This window comes from Roseibium sp. M-1 (assembly GCF_054515675.1).
In genome coordinates this window covers 4,299,837-4,323,817 of the sequence record NZ_CM137257.1, presented here as the reverse complement: position 1 = coordinate 4,323,817, position 23,981 = coordinate 4,299,837, and the positions used below count along the sequence as shown (strand labels likewise).

Sequence of the window (23,981 nt, the reverse complement as noted above, 5' to 3'; positions counted from 1 at the left end):
GGCAGACGTTATGTCCTTTTTTTAACCTGGAAAATATTTTTGCGTTTGCACCCGTAAACGCCGGAAAATCAATGCCAAATTGATTTAAGTCCCGGCAAGAGAAATATTTTCAGATCCATTGCACTGCAGCAATTCCCGAGCGGAAACCGACACGCATACCCTCTGAAAGCGACCCGGCGACCGCTGCTCCGTTTCGGCACACGCCCCCGGCCGCAAAACGATTTCCGCTGACGCAGCAAAAAATTCTCTAGAAGTCTCGCAGTGTGAAGGCACTAGATCTTGTGGGAACAAATCCGGAATCTCGTCGAGTCAGCGATTCGTCCGGGATTCGTTCCCCCTGTGTCCCAGGGTAAACGGAGCTCTCCCGCAAGGCCTTTACGCCGTTTTCCAAAAATTAATCATTGACACGGATTCGCGGCAAATCACCACGCCTTGCCGCGAACGACTCAAACCCTTGGCCAGATTCACGATTTCGTGGCATCGCCCACCCGGGAAACCACATGTCGTAGGGAACAAATCCTGAATCGCCCGGAGTCACCGATTCGGTTTCGGTTTGTTCCAGAGTCGTTCTCCACAACTTATTTGAGTGCCGGAAAAACCCGACCATCTGGCCAAAAGACTAGGGACACAGGCTCCATGCCTGTGCTAGACACGCGGCACCAGATATAGGCGCCGGTCAATCGCGCCTCGCCGAAGAAAGCTGATCACAAGCCTCCCCATGCCCCGTCCCCAGACCCTGCCGCTGCCGCCGTCGACCCGGTCCCGCACAGTGACGGCCGTGCTCGGACCGACCAATACCGGCAAGACCCATCTTGCCATCGAGCGCATGCTGGCGCAGCCCTCCGGCCTGATTGGACTGCCGCTGCGCCTTCTGGCGCGCGAGGTCTATACCCGTGTTGCAGAGCGCGCGGGCACGGAAGCGGTGGCGCTCGTCACCGGCGAGGAAAAGATCGTTCCGAAGAACCCGCGCTTCTGGGTGTCGACGGTCGAGGCGATGCCGCTGGACCTCAATACGGAATTCGTCGCCATCGACGAGGTGCAGCTTGCGGGCAATCTCGACCGCGGCCATGTCTTCACCGACCGGATCCTCAATCTGCGCGGCCGGTCCGAAACCCTGCTGCTCGGTGCGGCCACCGTGCGCCCGCTGCTGGAAAAGCTTCTCCCGGGGCTCAATGTCGTCACGCGGCCGCGTATGTCGATGCTGACTTATGCCGGATCGAAGAAGGTCTCCCGCCTGCCGGCCCGCTCGGCCATCGTCGCCTTCTCGTCCGACGAGGTCTATTCCATCGCCGAACTAATCCGCCGCCAGCGCGGCGGGGCGGCCGTGGTGCTGGGATCGCTGAGCCCGCGTACGCGAAATGCCCAGGTGGAACTCTTCCAGAACGGAGATGTCGATCACCTGGTCGCGACCGATGCCATCGGCATGGGGCTCAATCTGGATGTCCACCACATCGCCTTTGCGGGCAACCGCAAATATGACGGCTACCAGTACCGCCAGCTGACCCCGGCGGAGATGGGCCAGATCGCCGGGCGCGCCGGCCGACATACCAAGGACGGCACATTCGGGGTGACGGGCCGGGTCGATCCCTTGGACGACGATTTGATCGAAGCAATCGAAAGTCACCATTTCGCCAGCCTGAAAGTGCTGCAATGGCGCAACAGTGCGCTGGATTTTTCGTCGGCTAACGCCCTGCGCAACAGCCTTGATACCGTGCCGAAGGAAGAGGGTCTCGCAAGGGCACCCGTCAGCGACGACGTCACCGCCCTTGAACATTTGTTGCGCGATCCTGAAATATCCGGAATGGCCAGGGGCGAAAAAGCGATCGAATTGCTATGGGACGTGTGTCAGGTCCCCGACTATCGTAAGATCGCGCCGGCAAACCATGCAGAGCTGCTCAACACCATCTATACGCACCTGATGCGGGACAAAGCGATCGCGGATGACTGGTTCACGCGTCAATTGGCCTTCGCAGACCGCACGGATGGTGATATCGACACTCTCGCAAACCGGATTGCTCATATCCGGACGTGGACTTATGTCGCCAATCGTCCCGACTGGCTGGCCGATCCGGCCCACTGGCAGGGCGAGACGCGCGGCATTGAAGACAAACTATCCGACGCCCTTCACGAGCGGCTGACACAGCGCTTCGTCGATCGGCGGACAAGTGTATTGATGCGACGTTTGAGAGAGAACGCGATGCTGGAAGCAGAAATTACATCGAGCGGCGATGTGCTCGTGGAAGGTCAGCACATCGGGAATCTGCTTGGCTTCCGGTTTGCCCCCGACGCGGCGGCCGAAGGCCCGGACGGCAAGACCGTGCGCGCGGCCGCGCAAAAAGCCCTGACCACCGAAATCGAAGCCCGCGCCGAGAAGCTCGGCAAGTCGGAGAATTCCGATTTCGTGCTGACGTCCGAAGCTGTGATCCGCTGGCGCGGCGAACCGGTGGCTAAGCTTGTTGCCGGTGAAGACGTGCTGGCGCCGACAGCTCTGCTTCTGGCTGACGAACATCTGACCGGCCCGGCACGGGACAATGTCCAGACCCGGCTCGATCTCTGGGTCAAGGCCCAGATCGACACGCTATTGAAGCCGCTGATGGACCTGAAAGCGGGCGAAGGGCTGGAAGGCCTTGCCCGCGGCATCGCGTTCCGCATCATTGAAGGCCTCGGCATCCTGGAGCGCCAGGAAGCTGCCGACGAGATCCGCCAGCTGGACCAGGACATGCGCGCCGGACTACGTAAGCACGGCGTCCGTTTCGGCGCCTACACGATTTTCGTGCCCGCTCTCCTGAAACCGGCTCCGAGCCAGCTGCTGGCCCAGCTCTGGGCACTGAAGCACGGCTCGCTGGACATGCACGGGATGGCCGAGCTGCCGCAGCTCTCCGCTTCCGGCCGCACCTCCATTCCGGTCGACGAGACCATCGACAAGGCGCTTTACAAGGTCGTCGGCTTCCGCGTCTGCGGCCCGCGCGCCGTGCGTGTCGACATTCTGGAACGCCTCGCCGACCTGATCCGGCCGCTGATCGCCTGGAAACCGCTGGATGCTGAAGTGAGCCCGCCGGACGGCGCGGTCGCGACCGGCGGCGGCTTTACCGTCACCGTTGCGATGACCTCCCTGCTCGGCTGTGCAGGCGAGGATTTCTCCGCTGTCCTGAAGTCGCTCGGCTATCGCTGCGAGACGAAGGAAATCCAGCGCCCGGTCACCGCGAAGCCGGAGACCGCGGAAGGGTCTGCACCCGCTGAAGCAGCTGCACCGGCGAACACCGCCGAGGCACCGGCCGAAACCGGCGCTGAAGCACCTGCCACCGAAGATGCCGTGACCGAGACAGCTGTTACGGCTGAACCGGCTGCCGCGCCGGAAGCTATCGAGGCTGTCGCAGTCGCAGAGCCCTCTGCCGAAACTGCTGGCGAAACCGCTGTCGCGGACGCTCCGGCAGTCGAAGGCGATGCAGCAGTTGCTGCAGAAAGTGCCCCTGCAGAAGGCGAAGCTGAAACGGAAACCGTGACCATCGAAATCTGGCGCCCGGGCCGGCACGACCGCCGCCCGCGCGGCGGCCGTCCGGACCAGCGCCGCGGCGACAACCGCCGGGGTCAGCAGGGCCAGGGGCAGCATGGCCAAGGTCAACAGGACCGTGAAAACCAGGGCGACCGCCCGAAAGGTGGCCGCGGCGACCGGCGTCCGGGCAAGGGCGGCCAGAAGTTTGACGGCCGCGGCCGTGGCCCACGGGATGGCCAGAAGGGCTTTGACGGCAACCGCCGCGACAAGGCACCGAAGGACAAGCCGATCGATCCGAATTCGCCGTTTGCCGCTCTGATGGCGCTGAAGGCGAATATGGACAGCAAGGACAAGAAGTAATTACAGCGCCTGATCCCCAAGCTGCCAGCGGCAGCCTGCGCATCGACAAGTGGCTCTGGTACGCCAGGGTCACCAAATCCCGCTCCCTTGCCCAGAAACTTGCAACATCCGGCCATGTGCGGGTGAACAAGGACAAGATCGCCTCGGCCAGCAAGACCGTGAAGGCGGGCGACGTCCTGACCATTGCCCTCGACCGCAGGATCCTCGTTCTGAAGGTGGTGATGCTCGGCACCCGGCGCGGACCTTACGAGGAAGCACGCAAGCTCTACGAGGATCTGTCTCCCCCGCCTCCGCCGAAGGAAGCGCCGCCTCCGCCGGCTCCCGGCCAGCGGGAAGCCGGCAGCGGCCGCCCCACCAAGCGCGACCGGCGCAAGACGGACGCCCTTCGGGGTGAAGAGTAAAGCGCTGCGGCGCGAGATTTCAGCAAGTGCCGGAAATTCGGAAAAACTTTCTCTCCTTCGGCCGGACTGCGTCATCCGGAACGCTTGCACCGCTTTGACAAAAGCGATACCCAACAGCGCATGAGACTTTTTACGTGCGCCTTCCATTGAGAGCGGCACGAAACCGACCGCTGGACCGATGGGCTATGACGAGCCAGGTTCAGGCGCCGAATGAGGATAGCGATGACCTACGTCGTCACGGACAACTGCATCAAGTGCAAATACACCGACTGTGTCGAAGTCTGCCCGGTGGATTGTTTCTACGAGGGCGAGAATTTCCTCGTCATCAATCCGGACGAATGCATCGACTGCGGCGTCTGTGAGCCGGAATGCCCGGCCGAGGCCATCCTGCCCGATACCGAACCGGGCCTCGAAAAATGGATCGAGATCAACGCCGAATACTCGGAGAAATGGCCGAACATTACGGAGAAGAAGGATCCGTTGCCGGACGCCGAAGAGTTTGACGGCAAAGAAAACAAGTTCGAGAAGTATTTTTCTCCGAATCCGCCTGCCTGATTCGTTTTCAGGCTGGTGCGGCAGACTGACGCAAGTTGCGTACGGCCTGTCGAAAACGGCGATTTCTACATGGGTTTCAGACACCTGCCCGGGGCATTCCGGCAGGTGTGCTGTTGTGTTTTCGCACCAAGAAAGCTCAGTACTTTAATTTTCCACAAAAGTGTGGTAGGTATAGAAGTTAGTCGCCAACCACGAGAACAACCCCCAAAATGGACTTTTAGGTTTTCTGTTCCGGATTTGAAGCACCGGACAGATCAAGGTCCCGGCAGCTCATATGACTGATCAAGGTTCTAGAGTGGAAAACGACGACTGACCAGCCCTGACACGCCGCATATCAACAGGCGTTCCACTATGGATCGCCCGGCGGGGTTCGTGTCGCATAAGAACAGGGGACCGCGCCGCGGTCCGTCACCGGTCCCGCAAGCGGACCGACAACTGCGCAGGAGAGAATACGAGTATGGCAACGAACACCAAAAAGACCGCGCAGCGTCAAGGTTTCAAAACCGGCGAGTACATTGTTTATCCGGCACACGGCGTCGGCCAGATTACCGCCATTGAAGAGCAGAACGTCGCAGGTCACTCTTTGGAGTTGCTCGTCATCGTTTTTGAACAGGACAAGATGACCCTTCGTGTCCCGGTCGCCAAGATTGCGTCCGTCGGCATGCGTAAACTCGGCGATCCGGCAGCCGTCAAGAAAGCCCTCGAAACCGTTCGTGGCCGCCCGCGCGTGAAGCGCACAATGTGGAGCCGCCGTGCCCAGGAATATGAAGCCAAGATCAATTCCGGCGACCTGATCGCGATCTCCGAAGTCGTGCGCGACCTCTACCGGTCCGAAAACCAGCCGGAACAGTCCTATTCCGAACGCCAGCTCTACGAGGCCGCGCTTGACCGCATGGCCCGCGAGATTGCCGCGGTGAACAAGTGTTCCGAAACCGAAGCAGTCAAGCAGATCGAACAGAACCTCGCCAAGTCTCCGAGCCGCCTCAAAGCAGCAGCGGATGCTGCCGCGGACGAGGACGAAGACAAGGAAGAAGCCGCCTGATCCGGCGGAACATTCGTTCAGAACCAGTCAAGGGCCCGGAGCAATCCGGGCCCTTTTCATTTCCGCCCACCTGCCACCATCTGAGACACTATGGACCCGAAGAAACGGCAGAAGTCTTTGCCGTCTTGTCGTTTTTTCCCGCTTGCCCACCGGTAGCGCCCTCAGCGTCCTCGCGCTCCGTTCACGCGAAAGTGCACAAAAACTGCCCCAACGGCAGCACTAAGTGATCTAACCTGTCACCCGGTACGTAATTTCCCCGATTCCAATATCGGAGCGTCGATCATGTCCATGAGCGAAAAACGGCAGCTGGTCCAGGTCGCAATGAAAGCGCCCTACCTCACCCGTGAGGAGGAACTGGAGCTTGCGATCCGATGGCGGGACCACCGGGACGAGAAAGCCCTGGAAAAGCTGTCGCTGTCGCATATGCGGCTCGTGATTGCCGTGGCCTCCCGTTTCCGCAACTTCGGCCTGTCGCTCGGCGACCTGATCCAGGAAGGTCATGTCGGTCTCCTGGAAGCTGCCGCCCGGTTCGAGCCCGACCGGGAAGTGCGCTTTTCCACCTATGCCACCTGGTGGATCCGTGCCTCGATCCAGGACTATATCCTGCGCAACTGGTCGATCGTGCGCGGTGGCACATCGTCTTCGCAAAAGGCGCTTTTCTTCAATCTGCGCCGGCTGCGTGCAAAGCTTTCCAGCAACCAGACCCCGCTCACCGACAGCGAGCTGCATCAGAAGATCGCCGATGCCATCGGCGTGAAACAGGCCGATGTCGCCCTGATGAACGCACGCCTGTCCGGGCCGGACACCTCGCTCAACGCACCGGTGACTGACAGCGAGGGCTCCAGCGCCGACCGGCAGGATTTTCTGGTCTCCGAAGCCCCGCTTCCCGACGAGATCGTGACCGGTCAGATCGATTCAGAGCGCCGCCACCGCTGGCTGTCATCGGCGCTTGAGGTGCTCAGCGAGCGCGAACTCAGGATCGTGCGCGAGCGCCGCCTGACCGAAGACGGGGCAACGCTGGAATCCCTCGGCGAAAAGCTCGGCATTTCGAAGGAGCGGGTGCGGCAGATCGAGAGCCGGGCCATGGAAAAACTGAAATCGGCGCTGCTCGCCGCCCAGCCGGATCGGGCCGTCTACAGCTCGTGAAACGCTCCTGACCCAACAGGACGGGCTTCAGGTCCGATCTGATGGAAGGGGAACCCGGAGTACTTCGCGAAAATGTGGGTTCCGGTTTTTCGCAAAAAGCCGTGCGTCAAAAAAGAAATAAAGCGGGTCACGTGAATTCAAATGAACGCGCACGCATTAAACGCTCGCTACCGTCATCCCGGCCAAGCGCAGCGCGAGCCGGGACCGGTGCGCCGCCATCCCATTGACATGACCTGCAATTGACACCGGGAGCCCTCGGGTTCTCCGGCCGCGGATCGCCGCTTCGCTGCGTCCGGGATGACGCATGAAAAGAACCGCCTTCTTAAGACTTCAATGCGCGGCTTGCGGCCGCGCATCTGATTTCCGTAGCCCTTGTTTGCATCAATCCGGAGCCTTGCCGGTCCAGGCGGTTCTGTCGATGTCGAGATCGGCGAACTTGTCCGGATCAAAGACCGGCCGGGCAATGCCTTCGCGCAATTGCTGCTTGAAGTCTTCCAGGATCCGCTTGGCTGTCGGGAACAGCATCATCAGCGCCAGCAGGTTGACGACGGCCAGAACGCCCATCAGCGGATCGGAGAAGAAGAACACCGCCGTTGCATTGGGTGCGGTGGCTCCCAGGAAGACGACTCCCATGACCGCCACCCGCAGGACCTGCAGCGCCATCGTGCTGGAGGTCATGGAACTGAGCGCGTTTTCACCGAGATAGTAGTTGTAGATGATCGACGAGAAAGCGAACAGCAGCACAGCGCCGGTGAGGAAGTAGCTGGTCCACGCGCCGAGATGAGAGGCGAGGGATTGCTGGGTGAGCACGACGCCGTCGACACCCTCGGCGCCGGGTACATAGACGTCGCCCAGAAGAATGACCAGGGCCGTGCAGGTGCAGATGATGATGGTGTCGATGAAGACCGAGAAGGACTGGGTGATGCCCTGGCTGAGCGGATGGCGCACGTCCGCGGTGGCGGCGACGTTGGGTGCGGAGCCGAGGCCGGCCTCGTTGGAAAAGAGACCGCGGCGCAGACCCTGCGCCAGCGCGGCGCCCATGCCGCCGCCGACCACTTCCTCGAAGCCGAGTGCATTGGCGACGATGGTGTAGAGAACAGCCGGGATCTCGGTGATGTTGATGACGATGATCACCAGCGCAATGCCGATGTAACCGATTGCCATGATGGGCACGATGATATCGGCCGCCTTGGCGATGCGGTGGATGCCGCCGAAGACGATCAGGCCGGTGAGTGCGGTCAGGCCGATCCCGGTCCAAAGCCGTCCGATGCCGAGGCTTTCCTCCGCGGCGCCTGCCACCGTGTTGCCCTGGAAGGCGTTGAAGCCGAACGCGAACGAGGCCATCAGGCAGATGGCGTAAAGCACCGCCAGCCAGCGGTAGTCGCGGCCAAGGCCGTGAATGATGGTTCGCGCCGGGCCGCCGCGGTAGGTGCCGTCGCCGGCGGAGCGCTTGTAGAGCTGCGCAAGGGAACATTCGATCAGGCTGGTCGCCATGCCGACAAGGGCGATGGCCCACATCCAGAAGACGGCGCCTGGCCCGCCGAGCGTGATCGCAACGGCCACCCCGGCAATGTTGCCGCCGCCGACACGCCCGCCGACGGACAGGAGCAGCGCCTCACGGGCTGAAATCGCGTTGGGATCGCCGGACTGGTTCTTGGTGGACAGAACCCGGAACATGCGCAAAAAGAAGCGGAACTGGACAAAGCCGGTGGTGACGGTGAAGAAAACGCCGATGACCACCAGAAACGGGATGAGTGCCCATCCCCACGTCAGATCGCCGATCAGCGCAAAGAACGCCTCGATATAGTGCATGGCTCCAGCCCTCCTTAATAACCGCAGGGATTCCGTTGGGAGAGCCCTGTCGGATCTGACAGGTTAAGCTTCGCGTCTTGGCCAATGCAATAGAAAAGAGAACCTTGCGTCACCACTCTCCAGAGCTGTTTTGTTAGCCGGATGACAGCCGGAAACAAAAAAACGCGGCCCCGGGGACCGCGTTTTTGTAATTCACGTATTTCGAAAGCCTCAGGCTGCCAGAGCGCCCTGTGCCTTTTCGACCAGAGACTTGAAAGCTTCCGGCTGATGGATGGCCAGATCCGAGAGGACCTTGCGGTCGACTTCGATGCCGGCCTTGTTCAGACCGTCGATGAAGCGGCCATAGGTCAGGCCGTGCATGCGGGTTGCCGCATTGATGCGCTGGATCCAGAGCGAACGGAAGTTGCGCTTCTTGGTCTTGCGGTCGCGATAGGCGTATTGTGCTGCCTTCTCGACGGCCTGCTTGGCGACGCGGATGGTGTTCTTGCGGCGGCCATAGTAACCCTTGGCGGCTTTAATAACTTTCTTGTGGCGAGCGTGGGCGGTAACGCCCCGTTTGACGCGTGACATTTAGGTGATCTCCTTCGGGGCTGGCTTTAGGCGTAAGGCAGGAACTGCTTCACGATCTTCGCATCCTGCGGGCTCAGCGTGGTCGTGCCACGGGCCTTGCGGATGAACTTGGTCGTGCGCTTGATCATGCCGTGACGCTTGCCGGCCTGCGCGGTTTTCACCTTGCCGGTTGCGGTCACCTTGAAGCGCTTCTTGGCGCCGGATTTCGTCTTCAGCTTGGGCATTTTGCATCCTTTCCTTGGTGCATCCGCCTTGCGGCAGATACTCTTTTGTTGGTGCATTCAGAGCCGACACGGCATGCCCTTGGTTGCCGGGGAGGGTTCGCATCAGGATGCAGAAAACCAGCCCACGACGAGCCGGACGACTCTGGACCGGGCGCTTATATGGGAGCTTCCCGCCAAAAGCAACCGGAATCCCGGCATTTGCGCCCGATTTCTCGCGCTTGCAGGGATTCCGGCTGCCGACATGCTTCTGGAGGCGGGTCAGGCGGCGAGTCTTGCGGCGTTTCTGGCCTCTTCCAGCCGTTTTTCGAAGATCTCCGGCGCGGCGGTTGCCGTTCCCTGCACATGGACAAACTCGATGTCGGCGATGCCGAGAAACGACAGCACGAACTCCAGATACGGCTGGACAAAATTGGCCGCCGCAAAGGGTTCGTCCGCCAGATAGCCTTCCGCACCATAGGCGCAGACAATTATTGCGCGCCGCGTCTTCAAAAGGCCGCTGAAGCCTGCCTCACCCATGGAGAAGGTATGGCCGATCCGCATGATCTGGTCGACCCAGGCCTTGAGGGCTGCCGGGATGGAAAAATTGTAGATCGGCACGGCGAGCAGCAGCGTATCCGACGCCTGCAATTCGCTGATCAACTCATCGGACAACGCGGTGGCATCCACCATGTCCGCGGTCAAGGCATCCTGCGGTGCATAGAAGCCCTCGATCGTCTTCTGGCCGATAAAAGGGATCGACCCGTCGGCAACGCTGCGGGTCACGACCCGGCAACCGGGATGTTTTTGGCGGTAGGCCGCCTCGAAAGTATCGGCAAGGGCGGCGGAATGAGAGCCTTCAAGGCGCGAGCTGGAATTGATGCGGAGCAACTGGGTCATGAACTTGCCTCCTGTTCTGGTGACAGGTTGGATCTAGTTTCTTGCGTGATTGCGAAAAATAGGTCGCAACGCATCGAACTCGTGCGCATATTGCATGAATGGAACTCTCGACACTCAAAACCGCCCTGCTCGTCCGGGATCTCGGCAGCTTTGCCGCTGTCGCCCGGCTTCTGGATCTCGACGCGTCCAGCGTATCCCGCGTGATTGCCCAGCTGGAACAGGATGTCGGGTTCCGGCTTTTTCAGCGAAGCACGAGGAGCCTTGCACCGACCGGCGAGGGAGAACTCTATCTCAACCGTATCGCCCCGCTGGTCGAGGAACTGGAGGCCGCCGGGGACGAAGCCCGCACAAATGCGGTCTCGCCGCGCGGCACGCTCCGGATGACGGCCAGCATTTCCTTCGTGCAGGAATGTCTGATACCCGTCCTTCCGGAATTTCGCGACACATATCCGGAGATCGATATCGAGCTCCTGGCCTCCGATGCGAATCTCGATCTTACCGCGGACGGCATCGACCTTGCCGTCCGGTTCGGGTCCATGCCGCAGGGCGACTGGATCGTCGCGAAGCTGATGACCACCAGTTACCGGGTGGTCGCCTCGCCGGAATATTTAAGGAAAACCGGCCCGGTTACGCACCCGAATGATCTCGCCGAACGTGAGTGCATCCGGTTCGCCATTCCGGGGTTTCGCACCTACTGGCAGTTTCGGGAAAAGGGGAATGAAGAGCCCTTCAGCGTACCCGTCGGCGGTGCGACGGTGATCTCGAATGCCTTGTCGATCCGCTCGGCGGCGCGGCTCGGCATGGGCGTTGCCCTTTTGCCGATCATGCTGGTGCAGCGGGATCTCCGGAACGGAACCCTGGTCGATCTCTTTCCGGACCATGCCTGCGCGGCGGCATCATTCGAGACGGCGGCCTGGCTGCTCTATCCGAGCCGGTCCTATCTGCCGCAGAAGGTGCGGGTGATGATCGATTTTCTGAAGATGCACTACGGGCGGCCAGCGGACTGACCGCCCCAAATTCATTCAGGTCTGCAATCAGGCGTTCACGTCGACAACGACGCGGCCCTTGACCTGTCCTTTCAGGATATCCGCGCCAAGCTGCGGCAGGTCTGCCAGGGTTGCCGGCTGGATCATCGCCTCGAGCTTGTCCATCGGCAGGTCCTTTGCCAGCCGTTCCCACGCCTTCAGGCGGCCGTCATAGGGTTTCATGACGCTGTCGATACCAAGAAGATTGACCCCGCGCAGCAGGAACGGAATGACGGTTGCCGGCAGGTTGGCGCCGCCGGCAAGGCCGACCGCGGCAACCGAGGCGCCGTATTTCATCTGGCCGAGGATCCGCGCCAGCATCGGTCCGCCGACTGCGTCGACGCAGCCGGCCCAGGTCTCGCTTTCGAGCGGCCTTTTCACCGGTTCGGCGACATCGTCGCGCGGCACGACCCGGGACGCGCCGAGGGACTTGAGATAGTCCCAGGTGCTTTCGCGGCCGGTGACCGCGGCAACCTCATAGCCGAGATTGGCAAGGATGGCGGTTGCGACCGAACCGACGCCACCGGCGGCGCCGGTCACCAGCACCGGTCCGTTTTCCGGTTTCAAACCGTGTTCTTCCAGCGCCATCACCGCCAGCATGGCGGTAAAGCCCGCTGTGCCGATCGCCATGGCGTTGCGGGTGGAAATGCCTTCGGGCAGCGGCACCAGCCACTCGCCCTTGACCCGCGCCTTCTGGGCATAGCCGCCCCACCAGGCCTCGCCGACCCGCCAGCCGGTCAGCACCACCTTGTCGCCGGGCTTGTACCAGTCGTCGGAGCTTTCCTCGACCGTGCCGGCAAAGTCGATCCCCGGGACATGGGGATAGGTACGGACGAGCCCGCCGCCCGGCCCGAGGCAGAGCCCGTCCTTGTAGTTGAGCGTGGAATAGTCGACGGCTACGGTCACGTCGCCTTCCGGCAGCCGGGTCTCGTCGATGTCCTCGATGGCGGCAGAGGTGTTGCCGTCCGCGTCCTTGTCTACGATGAGCGCTTTGAAAGTCATGTGCCTCAATCCCGTTATCTGGTGGTCTCGGTCATTGCCCTGGCTTCCTGGCGCAGGACGTATTTCTGGATTTTGCCGGTCGCCGTCTTGGGCAGCTCGGTCAGAACGATCTTCTTGGGCCGCTTGAACCCGGCCATATGTTCTTTACAGAACGCGATCAGGCTCGCCTCGGTTTCAAGGCTGCCCTCCTTCAGCTCCACGAAGGCGCAGGGGACCTCGCCCCATTTCTCGTCCGGCAGGGCAACCACCGCCGCCAGAACCACATCCGGATGCCGGTGCAAGATGCCCTCGACCTCGACGGAAGAAATGTTTTCGCCGCCGGAGATGATCACATCCTTCAGCCGGTCACGGATCTGGATATAGCCGTTGGGATGTCGCACTGCCGCATCGCCCGATCTGAAGGCGCCGCCTGAAAACGCTTCCGCGGTTGCGTCCTGGTTCTTGTAATAGCCTTTCATGACCGTATTGCCGCGAATGACGATCTCTCCTTGCGTCTCGCCGTCAGGGGGAACCGGCTTGCCGCTGTCGCGGTCGACAACGTCGATGGTCTCTGTCATCGGGAAGCCGACCCCTTGCCAGGACTGGCGCTCGGCCTGCTCGTCAGGCGAAAGGCGGTCCCAATCCTCCTGCCACAGGCACTGGGCGACATGGCCGTAGGTTTCCGTCAGGCCATAGACCTGCATCACCTCAAATCCGAGTTCTTTGACGCTCGCCAGAACGGTGGCGGGCGGCGGCGCGCCAGCGGTCAGGATCTTCACCTTGCGCGGCAGGGATACCGTCTGCGCTTCCGGCGTGTTGATCAGCATCGACAGGACAACCGGCGCGCCGCCGAGATGCGTGATGCCGTGCTCGGCTATCAGCCTGAAGACGGCTTCCCCGGTAATCTGGCGGATCAACACGATGGTGCCTGCCATCAAGGTCATGGTCCAGGCATGGCACCAGCCATTGCAGTGAAACATGGGCACGGAATAGAGATAGACCGGATGGCGGGGCAGTTCCCAGGCAACAGGCGTTCCCATGGCCATCAGATAAGCGCCGCGGTGGTGATAGACGACACCTTTCGGCCGGCCGGACGTGCCGGAAGTGTAGTTCAGCGCCAGCGCGGCCCATTCGTCGTCCGGTCCGGCCCAGGCAAATCCCGGATCTCCCGACGTGACAAGTTCCTCATAGGTTTCAGAGCCGATCCTGTCGCCGCCCGGCCCGTCCGGATCGACGATGTCTATGGTGGCGAGGGCCTTGCCGTTCAGCTGAAGGGCGCCTTTGATGACACCGGAAAAGGCCGTGTCGGCGATCACCAGCCGGGCGTCGCCATGGTCAAGGATATAGGCGACCGTTTCCGGCTCCAGGCGGGTGTTGATGGTGTTGAGCACGGCGCCGGTCAGCGGCACTGCGTAATGCAGCTCGAACAGCTCCGGCGTGTTGGCCGCCATCACGGCGACCGTGTCCCCCTGTCCGATGCCGAGCCGTGTCAGGCTGGAGGCAACGCGCCGGACACGGTCCATCACCTCCCGCCAGGTGAAACGCCGTTCATTGTAGATGAGCGCAGTGCGATCCGGAAAGATCGCGGCGGTGCGCTCCAGAAAGGACAGCGGCGACAGCGGCACGTGGTTGGCGGACGCCCTGGCGAAGGCGTCGTAATGCTGCTTCATCCTAAGCTCCCTGATTGGAAAACGGCGTCTCCCATACGGTTGCGGTCCGCATGCCGTGCGGCGTGTCGACCTGGACCTTGGTGCCGTCGTCCCAATGGGTCATGCGCACCATGCCGATGGCGACATTGGTGCGGAAATCGGGGGAATAGACAGCGGAGCTGATGGTGCCGACCTGACGGCCACCGGCAATGATCGGCCAGAGCTCGTCACAGGGCGGCACCGGATCGCCGTCAATGGCAAGGCTGCGGATCTGCCGCACCGGGCCCTCCACCGCGACCCGCAGCAAGGCGTCGCGGCCGACACAGCCGATGGCATCCTTGGTCTGGCAGAACCGGCCGAGGCCGCATTCATGCGGCGTGTTGTTGCGGGTCATGTCGTTGCCGTAGGAAAGCAACTGGCCTTCGATGCGCTCGATCAGGTTCGGACAGCCGGCACGTACGTTAAGGTCTTCCCCTGCTGCCATGAAGGCGTCCCAGACCGGCTCGCCGAGACGGGAGTCTTCCACGTAAAGCTCAAAGCCCCCCTGCTTGGAATAGCCCGAGCGGGCGAGGACCAGCTTCTTGCCCTCGAACTCTACATAGTCGAAGTGAAAGAAACGGATTGCGCGAATGCGTTCGCCGAACACCCGGGCGACCAGGTCCTCCGCCTTCGGGCCCTGGATCGCGAGCGGCGAGACGTCCGGCTCGTCGACATCGACCTCCAGCCGATAGGCATGGGCAAGGCCCTTGATCCAGAACAGGAGATCGCTGTCGGCCACCGACACCCAGAACTTGTCCTCGGCAAGTTTTGTGGTGACCGGGTCGTTGAGCATGCCGCCGGTTTCATCGACCATGGGCGTATAATAACAGCGGCCCGCGGTCATGCCGGAGAGGTCCCGCGGCGTCAGCATCTGGGCGAGACGCGCAGCGTCAGGCCCCCACAATTCCACCTGCCGTTCGCAGGCCACATCCCACACCTGAACGTCTTTTTTCAGATGATGGTAATCCGCTTCGATACTGTCGAATACAGTGGGCAGGAGCATATGGTTATAGACCGTGTAGCCCTTGACCCCGGCCGCCTGGACACGCCTTGAGAACGGTGTCTTGCGCGTGCGGCGCGAGATGGAAATTGCGGGAACCTGCATGGCAACCTCCTTGGCCTTATGCAGCCTGCTCAGCGGCAGGGCCGGACCAGTCGATCTGGCAGATTTCGGCGCTGCGGCCGTCGAAGTCCCAGACGCGGCCATAGGCGCGCACCCTCCCTTGCGTCGCGGTTGCGACCGTGATGTCGGAACCCATCCAGTACTCGGTGTTCCTGACGACAATATCCTCGTCCGGATTGGCGCCGCGCACGGGTTCCACTTCGCCCTTGATGGCCTTGCCGACGATCAACCGGCGCTTCTTGCCTTCATTGGTATAGGAGACAGGCGCGCGTTCGGCGCCCAGGAACTCGCTGACCAGCACTTTGAAGAGGCCGGTCGTGCCCTTGGCCTGGCCGGAGAAGATCTTGAGCAGGCCCTCATAGGCAGCCTCGGACGCCCGCTCGTCGATATAGGCGGCGGCCTTCCAGTTGCCGCGCGCCATCAGGCCTGGGATTTCCAGAACCAGGCCGACATTAAGGCCGGACAGGTCCTCGCCCTCATAGTGGCCTTCGTCGATGCGGATGCCGGCCCAGGCCTGGCAGTAGCCTTCCGTCGGCGGGTGCTTGCCGAGGGAGACGACGCAGGGACAGAAGACCGTGCAGTTGCAGTTGAGGATCAGTTCGCCGCGTATGGCCCAGCCTGACATTCTTGTTTCTCCCTAGAGGTTTATGGTTGTCAGCGGCAGGCCGAGGGTAACCAGGCCAGCCAGAATGAGGAAAACGCCAAGCGGTGCGCTGAGTTTCGCGCCGATGGCGGGCAGTTTTTCAAGCGTCATCAGCACCATGGCGAGGCCCATGAAGGCGAGGTTCATGGTGCCGGCGACAAAGGCGAGCAGCATCAGGGCCCAGCAGCAGCCGAGGCAGACGGTGCCGAGCCTGAGGCCCAGATTGAAGCCGCCCCGGGTGCCCGGCTGCCAGTGGGCAAAGAAGAAGGTCAGCGGATTGCGGCAGGAGCTGAGACAGGCGTCTTTCAGCGGACTGAACTGATAGGCCCCGGCTAGCACCAGCAGCAGACCGTTGAGCCCGATCGAAGTCGACCGGCCAAACGGATCTATGAGGCCCTGTGCGGCCAGGGCGGTCTGCAGCACGGCCGCAATCGCGGCAAAGCCCAGCCAGACAACGAGGTAACCTCCGATCAGGGCGGCCAGCGGACGGCTGCCGGAGGCGGCGGCCTGAGTGAGGTCCGCATAGGTGCGGAAAGCGGGAAAGGCGGTCGGGGCCATCATCGCCAGGCTCATGAGCGCCCACATCAGGACGGCGGACCCAAGGCCTGCCTCCGCCGCCGACTGCGTGCACAACAAAAGCAACGCTGCGGGCAGGCCGGAATCCACTCCACCTGTCACGGCCGCCTGCATGGCAAGCAGCGCGCCCCAGGCCGTCAGAATACCGGCATAGAATGTCAGCCACAGGGTTCTGTGGCCGGGCAACAGCCGCTCAACCGTCTCCACCCGCTCCTCCATATCTGATGCTTCCTAGGCTGCGAGGAGATCGGACAAAAGTCAAACATTTAATTGTCAGACATTTAAACAATTCGATTGACCGATGTGACGCGCCTCATTAGCTTTGGCAGCCTGTCGAAAAGAGATCTGGAGCTGGTGTTGGCGATCGAATTCCAAACGATTCAAAGAGAAGGCCTGTCGGTCCAGATCGCCAATGCCATCCGTGATGCCATTCTGGAAGGCCGCCTTGCCGGCGAGGAGCGCCTGCCGAGTGAAGCCGAGCTGGCCGAGCGCTTCGGCGTTTCCCGCTCGACGGTGCGCGAAGCCTTGAAGCGCCTCGCAGCGCAAAACCTCATCCGCAGCGAACGCGGTTCTTCCGGCGGGGCTTTCGTCAACCGGCTGACTTGGGCGGACGCCCAGGACCACTTGATGACCACCACCCGTCTTCTTATCGGCATGAACAACATTCCGCTGGAAGACGCGATCGAGGCCCGTTTCGCTCTGGAAGCAGCGGCCCTGCCACTGGCTGCCGCCAGGCGCGGCGGCAGCGAGCTTGATGAGCTTGCCAGGGAAATCGTCCGCCAGCGCGACAAGCTTACAAGCGACGAAGACTTCTGTGCCTCGGACGTTGCCTTTCACTCGGCGATCGCGCGCGCAACAGGCAATCCGATCCTGACGTTCCAGCTCGCGGCCGCCTTCGAGGCGATGCAGCCGCTCATGAACATGCTGGTCTACCGCCTGCGCGACCGCGAGCGCATCGCCGATCTGCACGCTGCCCTGGCCGCAGCCCTCGAAGCAGGCGACGCCTCGCAGGCCTCCCGCCAGCTGGAAGCACTGGCTGCCTACACCAAGGACCTGGCGGCAGAGCGCCGCCGTCCACGCCAGGCTTAAGCCGGTCGCCACGACAGTCAGGAATTCGGCCGCTGAACGGGTCATGCCCGCGCGCAGGGGCCGGCTCTGACCGCGTCGAATGAGATGTGACGTCGCGTATGTCCGCTTTCCTCCAGAGAATCCGCGTTTCTGCAGCGGGGACGGGCAGATTCAGCCGAACGGGCAAATTCGTTGTCGCGGCGAAATAGAAAAAGCTATTTAAAATAATTACTTAAGACATAAGTAACTTTACGGCATTGCGCCCTGTCATCCTAAAGTCTAATATAGACGAAAGTCGAAGAGCGATTCATCGGCTCAAAGGGTCGGCGCCTGTCCCGGCAGGTCCGGCATCAGCTGAATGGAGCAGACCCATGAAATTCTGGAGCATCGCCGTCGTCACCCTCGTCCTCGCCGGTGTCGCCGCCACCAAGGCCACCAACCCCAGCCTTCAACTCACCGATCACACCGTCACTTCAGGTCTTCCGGTAACGACGCTGCACACGCCCGTTACGCCCTAAGGGGTTTCGGAAGCCGCCAGGTGCAGGTTTTCGCGCAGGCGCGTGCCGTCCGCGGGCCGGCATAATTGATAGTGTTCGTGAATATATCCGTCGGCGCTGGTGAAAACCCGCGCCGTTCGTGTTTAATAATAAGAACTATTCGTCACTGTTGAAAAAGTTACCTATATTTTGCTGCAATTACAATTTTTCTAGGAAATATTGATGTTTCCTGATCTATTCGCAATCGAATGAAGTAAAAAACTCAAAAAACCAACGATTTCTGCCCTTCAAAAAGACGATCTTTAATTTCAAGGGCTGGGCCAAACGCTGGATTCATAACAAAGCTCAACTCGGTTCCCATTCTCTTCATTCGATAAACCAATTGTTTTAGATCATACCCTACGTCAAAAATATACTGTCCACCATCAATTGTGTTTAACCCCAAAACACCATGATAAAGAAGAAAATCACGTATATTATCTTGCTTTTCACGTGGTATGTCAGCACTGCACATTATGTCAGTAAGATCTTCTGCAGAAATCTCGGATTTACAATCAATAAAGTGATATAATAAATCTTTTGCGACCGGATAAACGTCGCTTAGTTCACGGTCCAATTCAATCAATAGATCTTGTGAATAAGCTTTTAGACCTTTCAAATAATCGTCTTGATCAATCTTTTCTTTTCGTAAATTTACCGCAAATCCACGAGCATGGTTGAAGAATTTCAATACGTTACGAGGTCTCATTAGAGATCTATCGATGATAAAATTAGAAGACTCTTCTCCGAAAACATGGGAAGCGGAGATAAGTGACCATATTTCTGAAAATTTTGCATCTTCCGGCACTTGATCTATTTCTGATAGCAAGCGAAGGCGCAGCATTTCTCTAAGTAAATCATGATCGCTCCAATCAAGTGTAACCCTCATTTCCTTTCCATAGTCGGGAGAGTTCTGCATGAGATGTTCGTAGACATCGTTGCGAACGAAAATAATACACCGAAATGCGTGTCCTCGTCGTTGCATGTCTCTCTCGACCTTTCTCCCTGCGTCAATTAGGCAGCGAAGAGTCGTCGCATCGGCTTTGTCCACACCAACCGTAGACCAGCTTTTATCCAAATTATCAAAAAGTATTAAAACGCTTTGCTTATGATCCAAGTAGTCTTGTAAAAGGTCTTTCAATTTTCTTATGTCATGTGAGTACACAATTTCTGTAATGTCCGCGTTCGAAAGCTTAGCTGTTTCACCTTTCCCTCTTAATTTGTCATGACTTCTTGCGAGCACGCGATTGCTAAGTTGCATGACGCGCTCAGAAAAATCGCCATCAGCAATATCTTGATCTTCATGATAAACTTCATTTAAGTCTTCATAAAGACCTCTTGTGAGGTGGTTGTTTCGATGAGTTTTGTTGTCTTTTTCTAGTATTTTATAGGAGACTTCCAATAAAATTAGGTACTCCCAGAAAGCGGTTATAAGGTGTTGTTTGGATCCTTCGGCGAGTTTGTCCAAAATCTCGTCTTTTAGCTTCAATAATTCGTAGCTCTCTGGTTTTAAATCGACCACTATATTGCGTTTGTCCGACCTAATGGTGTCGCGAAGCCTAATAAAAAGTGCGGTTTTGCCAGAGCCTTTCCGTCCAACGACCAGATTGACCTCTCCTCTGGAAGACCTCAGAAATTGATCAGTTTGGAGGTAATATTTTTCCAATGTTGTCATTTCATTTTCCGCAGTCGAGTCTCCTACGGAAACGCTGGCAAGTAAATTCTGAGCTACAACGTTAGAGCTGATGCCTTCTTGCATCTTTGCGTTGATTTCCGGGCAAAAATCGGCAACAAACTCGGCGATATCCGCTTCTGTCTTATAGAGTTTTACTTCGTCGCGTACATCGAGTGGCGCTAGTTCCGAATAAGGGCATAAAAATAACAGCGGCTTCTGCATTCCATCTGCAAGTCCGGCGACGAACATAGCTCGAATATCTTGCTCGTTGTTATTGTTATCCAGTAGAGCTGCTACACCTGCGGATTTGGCGACTTGGCTTATTGCGTCAGTTGCCGAAAGGCGAATGTCTTCTGAAGAAACGAAAGAGCGAAAACGATAGCGAGCCCTTTTTATTCTGGCTATCAAGCTAGTAGATGCGGTAGTATTTTTGCTACTAGGAAGAATATAAACAGGAGATCTTCGGTCCAGTGTGTCGTTTATAGGCAACGGTTGCTTTTCAATGAAACTAGTGAGCTTGTTTCTTATGTCTTCGCTGCTGTGATAACTAGAAAATCCCAAAGTATCGAAAATGCCCACTCTCTTTGATAGCTCGAAATCACCGTCGATTTCGGCGTTCCGAATAAGGACAACGCGTTTGCGAGCGCCGATAGCAAAGCCTATTTCGTAAACGACATTAAGGTTCAGAAAGGTAATATCGGCAACAATAAAGGGAGCTTTTTCAATGTTCTCCAAAACAGGTGATATCAGCGGTTTACCTGTGATGTCGTTAAATGCCCAAGGTTCAAAGTGATACTCACAAGCATCAACAGAATTTGCCCGCTTTACACCCTCTAATATTAGGTCAGCATTTTCTGGATCGCGGCTTGAATATGCTACGAAAGAGTTTTCTTTGCTAGTCACTAACATGGTCCTTACGAGAATCACGGAACCAATTATCTGCTAAATTGAGTAATTTTGTCCACTGCACCTATCGGTTTGATGTTGATTGCCAGAACAAGCATTTCTTAATATCAAGGGCGAGGTGGAAACCTCAAAGCTTTTCCACGTAAGCTATTGTCTTACATAACTTTTGGGTCGCAATATTTTGGGCAGTTACCAAAAGCTCCGAAAATTCAATGATTTTGGAAGCTCAAATTCAAAACTTTGGAATTTTAAAAAATCTGGTGACCCCGGCGCGATTCGAACGCGCGACCCTCAGATTAGGAATCTGATGCTCTATCCTGCTGAGCTACGGGGCCCTCAATCGGCTTCGGTCGATTAGCATGATTTTTCCGCCATGGCGACCCTTAAGAATGGCGGAGCTCAAGCGCATTCCCGGATTTTGCAGGATTGTCTTGGACTTGCCGTATTCCGTGCGTAGCAAGGACATTCATGTGACCGCTTTCTTGAAGCTTGGCCGGAGACCTGGCAGCGGACGCGTCAGCGTTTGCCGTTCGGCGTCGCCCCAATGAGCGCCCGGGAGCGGGCGGTGCAGGTGATCTGCCGCGGCCTTAAAGGCGGCTGCGCGCGGTAATGGGGCAGAACGGGGAGACGGTGCAGGGTAAGCGTTTGATATTGGCTTCGTTGGCAAACGCCGGTACGGGCACGGTCCATCGTCTGGCAGCCTTGTTCGCGGCACTCCTGGCGGCAATGGCAGCTCCACTGCTGCTTTCCTCAACGGCGCAAAGCGCGGAAATGCTGGCGGCACCCGCCATGCTTGCGGCGGCAAGTGCGGCCGTCACCGCCGTTTCTTCAAAAGCCCTGCGCGTTGGGCCGAGCATCGCCACACACGTGTCTTCTCCTGCCGGGCCTGAGCCCGCGCAGCCGGATGATGTCCTGGGCGCGTGCCTCGGTCCGGAGCCTGAACTTATATCCGTGACCTATCGCCCGGCTGACGGCACCTTCGTGGATGAGAGCGGCAAGGCCTATTTTGCCAGCGATCTGCACCTGCCGGGGCAAGACCGTGTGATGGCGCTCGATGAAACCGAAAAGGCTGCGGCGCACCATTTCGCCGTGCCGCTCGGGCCGGAGAACCGCTGGGGCGAGATCCCGGCCTGGATCGTTTCGGGCACGATGGGTGCCAAAAATCTTCTGCAGGCGGAGCAGCTGGAGCGGGGGCTTGCGCTGTTCGCACCGGTTCATGCGCAAGAGGCCTGTGCCAACGCGCTTCGCCGGGCAGAAGCGGCGGCGCGGCAGGCAAGAGCCGGAGCCTGGGGCATGGCGGAGCCGAGGCTGATCTTTGCAACAGCGGCACCGGATCTGTTCGCAGGCGCCGAAGGGCGCTATGTAATTGCTCGTGGACGTGTTGTTTCCCTTGGAAAAACCCGCAGTACCCGCTATCTGAACTTCGGAAAATACTGGAAAACGGATTTCACGGTCACCCTGAACGCCTCGGACGAAGCGGCCTTCGACGCGGCCCTCGGCCGGTCCGGCCGGACGCTGGACACACTTGCAGGTGAACTTGTCGAGTTGCGCGGCTATGTCCAGGAGCAGGACGGGCCGTCGATGGCGCTCCGCTATCCGGAGCAACTGGTGGTACTGGATGAATAAGGCTCAGGACGTGGCGGTCAAATCGGCATACGGCCAATTGCGGAAGACGCATGGCGGGCAGGAAGCGGCGCATACCGCTGGACCGCGGCACAGCTGGCTGCGCAACCTTGCCGCCTGCGGTCTGTCGCTGCTTGTTGCGTCCTGCCAGCTTCTCGGCGATGGCCCCTCTGTCGGCAACGTCTCTCCAGGCACGCTGCGGCCGAACCTTGCCGCCGATATCGGTGAGCGGGAACACCCGCGGGTGGTTGCCACCTATGGCGGCGTCTACAAGGATGCCGGAGCGGAACGGGCAGTTGCCAGCGTTGTTGGCCGGCTCGTCGCCGCCTCCGAGGATCCCACCCAGAGCTACAAGATCACCATCCTGAATTCTCCGGCGATCAACGCCTTTGCATTGCCAGGGGGCTACCTCTATGTCACTCGCGGCCTGCTGGCCCTTGCCAACGACACGTCGGAAGTGGCGGCGGTCCTCGCACACGAAATGGCCCATGTCACCGCCAGCCATGCGATCAAGCGCCAGGAACGGGCGGAAGCCAAACAACTGGCCAACCGTATCCTGACGGATGTGGTGCAGGACAGCGAAGAGGCCCGCAAGGCGATCATTTCCTCGCAGCTCTCCTTTGCCCGTTTCAGCCAGGTGCAGGAACTTGAGGCGGATGCGATCGGCGTGAAGACCCTGGCCCGGGCCGGGTTCGACCCTTACGCGGCGGCCCGCTTCCTGCGATCCATGGCGGCCTTTGCCCGCTATCAGTCGGCCGACAAGTCAGGCTCCTCCGCGCCGGATTTCCTGTCCTCGCACCCCTCGACGCCTGAACGGCTGCAGATTGCCGTGCGGTCCGCCCGCCAGATCGGTGCGCCCGGTATCGGCGAGCGTGACCGCGAGCGGTATCTCAGCATGATCAACGGCATGCTATTCGGCGACGATCCGCTGGAAGGGTTCGTGCGCGGCCGCTCGTTCCTGCACAAGGCGCTTGGCATCGGCTATACGGTTCCTGCCGGATACATCCTTGAAAACACGCCCGAAGCGGTGCTGGCCAGCAACGGCGAGGGAACCGCCATTCGGTTCGACGGCGCCGATGTCAGCAGCTATTCCAGCCTTCGCGACTACATGAATTCGGGCTGGATCAACGGGCTGCTGCCGGAAAGCGTGCGCGAGACGACGATCAACGGCCTTGCTGCCGTCACCGGGTCGGCCATCACCCAGGGCTGGTCCTTCCGGATCGCCGTCGTGCGCATCGGCCGCACCGGCTACCGCTTCATCTTCGCCAGCCGGTCTCCGAACGACACGTTCGACCGGGATTTCCGGCAAACCGTCGAAAGCTTCCAGCAATTGTCGCCGACGGAACGGGCGCGGCTGCGCTCGCTCCGGATCAAGGTTGTCGAGGCGAAGTCCGGCGATACGCCGCGCATGCTCGCCATCGGCATGAGCGGTGTCGAACCTTCCCGCCGGCTCGAATTCTTCTCGATCCTCAACGACCTCAACCCGGACGAGACCATCCCGACAGGAACGGCGATCAAGCTGGTTGTGGACTGACGGCGCTCGGGACCGGCCTGGCTTTGCCTCAATGCCGTTATCACGGACGCGGCGGAGCGGAGGTCCGGGATGACGATCGAGGGGCAAGAACAAGAAGCGCGGCCCAAGGGTCGCGCTTTTCTTT

At 59.6% G+C, this 23,981-nt stretch carries 20 protein-coding genes and 1 tRNA gene; 10 read left to right on the top strand and 11 right to left on the bottom strand.

All coding sequences use genetic code 11. The features are described from left to right. The first annotated feature begins 718 nt into the window (after positions 1-718). From ACX3M4_RS19595 to ACX3M4_RS19575, 5 genes are all read left to right on the top strand, one after another. Complete coding sequence (locus ACX3M4_RS19595) at positions 719-3,853, top strand: helicase-related protein (RefSeq protein WP_459354666.1); 3,135 nt, start codon at positions 719-721, stop codon at positions 3,851-3,853. Continuing rightward, entirely contained in the window at positions 3,853-4,254 is a 402-nt protein-coding gene (locus tag ACX3M4_RS19590) for an RNA-binding S4 domain-containing protein (protein WP_459359466.1), read from the top strand. The genes ACX3M4_RS19595 and ACX3M4_RS19590 overlap by 1 nt, the downstream gene beginning before the upstream one ends. A 222-nt stretch (positions 4,255-4,476) precedes the next feature. Next, entirely contained in the window at positions 4,477-4,809 is a 333-nt protein-coding gene (gene fdxA, locus ACX3M4_RS19585) for a ferredoxin FdxA (protein WP_459354665.1), read from the top strand. A 457-nt stretch (positions 4,810-5,266) separates the two neighbouring features. Then, positions 5,267-5,851: a CarD family transcriptional regulator gene (locus tag ACX3M4_RS19580; RefSeq protein WP_459354664.1), complete on the top strand. Its 585-nt coding sequence runs from the start codon at positions 5,267-5,269 to the stop codon at positions 5,849-5,851. Between the two features lie 282 nt (positions 5,852-6,133). Continuing rightward, the gene (locus ACX3M4_RS19575; RefSeq protein WP_459354663.1) at positions 6,134-6,997 is read left to right on the top strand and encodes an RNA polymerase factor sigma-32; all 864 of its coding nucleotides are present in this window, start codon (positions 6,134-6,136) and stop codon (positions 6,995-6,997) included. Between the two features lie 381 nt (positions 6,998-7,378). Here the strand turns inward: ACX3M4_RS19575 and ACX3M4_RS19570 are convergent, their stop codons facing one another. The 4 genes from ACX3M4_RS19570 to ACX3M4_RS19555 form a co-directional block, all read right to left on the bottom strand. Next, a complete protein-coding gene (locus ACX3M4_RS19570) occupies positions 7,379-8,809 on the bottom strand; it encodes an alanine/glycine:cation symporter family protein (protein ID WP_459354662.1) in 1,431 nt (476 codons plus the stop codon). 210 nt (positions 8,810-9,019) lie between these two features. After that, a complete protein-coding gene (gene rplT, locus ACX3M4_RS19565; protein WP_459354661.1) occupies positions 9,020-9,379 on the bottom strand; it encodes a 50S ribosomal protein L20 in 360 nt (119 codons plus the stop codon). A gap of 26 nt (positions 9,380-9,405) precedes the next feature. Beyond that, a complete protein-coding gene (gene rpmI, locus ACX3M4_RS19560) occupies positions 9,406-9,603 on the bottom strand; it encodes a 50S ribosomal protein L35 (RefSeq protein ID WP_459354660.1) in 198 nt (65 codons plus the stop codon). A gap of 258 nt (positions 9,604-9,861) precedes the next feature. After that, entirely contained in the window at positions 9,862-10,479 is a 618-nt protein-coding gene (locus ACX3M4_RS19555) for an FMN-dependent NADH-azoreductase (RefSeq protein ID WP_459354659.1), read from the bottom strand. Between the two features lie 98 nt (positions 10,480-10,577). Between ACX3M4_RS19555 and ACX3M4_RS19550 the strand changes: the two genes are divergently transcribed. Beyond that, the gene (locus ACX3M4_RS19550; RefSeq protein WP_459354658.1) at positions 10,578-11,486 is read left to right on the top strand and encodes a LysR family transcriptional regulator; all 909 of its coding nucleotides are present in this window, start codon (positions 10,578-10,580) and stop codon (positions 11,484-11,486) included. 27 nt (positions 11,487-11,513) lie between these two features. Here the strand turns inward: ACX3M4_RS19550 and acuI are convergent, their stop codons facing one another. The 5 genes from acuI to ACX3M4_RS19525 are packed head-to-tail and all read right to left on the bottom strand — an operon-like array spanning position 11,514 to position 16,734. Then, complete coding sequence (acuI, locus tag ACX3M4_RS19545) at positions 11,514-12,506, bottom strand: acryloyl-CoA reductase (protein WP_459354657.1); 993 nt, start codon at positions 12,504-12,506, stop codon at positions 11,514-11,516. A gap of 14 nt (positions 12,507-12,520) precedes the next feature. Next, entirely contained in the window at positions 12,521-14,155 is a 1,635-nt protein-coding gene (locus ACX3M4_RS19540; RefSeq protein ID WP_459354656.1) for an acyl-CoA synthetase, read from the bottom strand. 1 nt (position 14,156) lies between these two features. Next, positions 14,157-15,278 (bottom strand): dimethylsulfoniopropionate demethylase, encoded by a 1,122-nt coding sequence (locus tag ACX3M4_RS19535; RefSeq protein WP_459354655.1) that lies wholly within the window; start codon positions 15,276-15,278, stop codon positions 14,157-14,159. Between the two features lie 16 nt (positions 15,279-15,294). Further along, on the bottom strand, positions 15,295-15,921 hold the full coding sequence (locus tag ACX3M4_RS19530) for a DUF1326 domain-containing protein (protein WP_459354654.1): 627 nt from the start codon (positions 15,919-15,921) through the stop codon (positions 15,295-15,297). A gap of 12 nt (positions 15,922-15,933) precedes the next feature. Beyond that, positions 15,934-16,734: a DUF2182 domain-containing protein gene (locus tag ACX3M4_RS19525; protein ID WP_459354653.1), complete on the bottom strand. Its 801-nt coding sequence runs from the start codon at positions 16,732-16,734 to the stop codon at positions 15,934-15,936. A gap of 138 nt (positions 16,735-16,872) precedes the next feature. On the opposite strand from ACX3M4_RS19525, the gene ACX3M4_RS19520 reads away from it, so the two are divergent. Next, the gene (locus ACX3M4_RS19520) at positions 16,873-17,604 is read left to right on the top strand and encodes a FadR/GntR family transcriptional regulator (RefSeq protein ID WP_459354652.1); all 732 of its coding nucleotides are present in this window, start codon (positions 16,873-16,875) and stop codon (positions 17,602-17,604) included. A 350-nt stretch (positions 17,605-17,954) separates the two neighbouring features. Next, complete coding sequence (locus tag ACX3M4_RS19515; protein ID WP_459354651.1) at positions 17,955-18,101, top strand: hypothetical protein; 147 nt, start codon at positions 17,955-17,957, stop codon at positions 18,099-18,101. A 241-nt stretch (positions 18,102-18,342) separates the two neighbouring features. On the opposite strand, the gene ACX3M4_RS19510 is transcribed toward ACX3M4_RS19515, so the two are convergent. Further along, positions 18,343-20,697, bottom strand: a complete 2,355-nt coding sequence (locus tag ACX3M4_RS19510) for a P-loop ATPase, Sll1717 family (protein WP_459354650.1) — start codon at positions 20,695-20,697, stop codon at positions 18,343-18,345. Between the two features lie 261 nt (positions 20,698-20,958). Next, a tRNA-Arg gene (locus ACX3M4_RS19505) sits at positions 20,959-21,035 on the bottom strand. 316 nt (positions 21,036-21,351) lie between these two features. On the opposite strand from ACX3M4_RS19505, the gene ACX3M4_RS19500 reads away from it, so the two are divergent. Next, a complete protein-coding gene (locus ACX3M4_RS19500) occupies positions 21,352-22,326 on the top strand; it encodes a hypothetical protein (protein ID WP_459354649.1) in 975 nt (324 codons plus the stop codon). Next, positions 22,319-23,857: a M48 family metalloprotease gene (locus tag ACX3M4_RS19495; protein WP_459354648.1), complete on the top strand. Its 1,539-nt coding sequence runs from the start codon at positions 22,319-22,321 to the stop codon at positions 23,855-23,857. The genes ACX3M4_RS19500 and ACX3M4_RS19495 overlap by 8 nt, the downstream gene beginning before the upstream one ends. Positions 23,858-23,981: the final 124 nt, after the last annotated feature.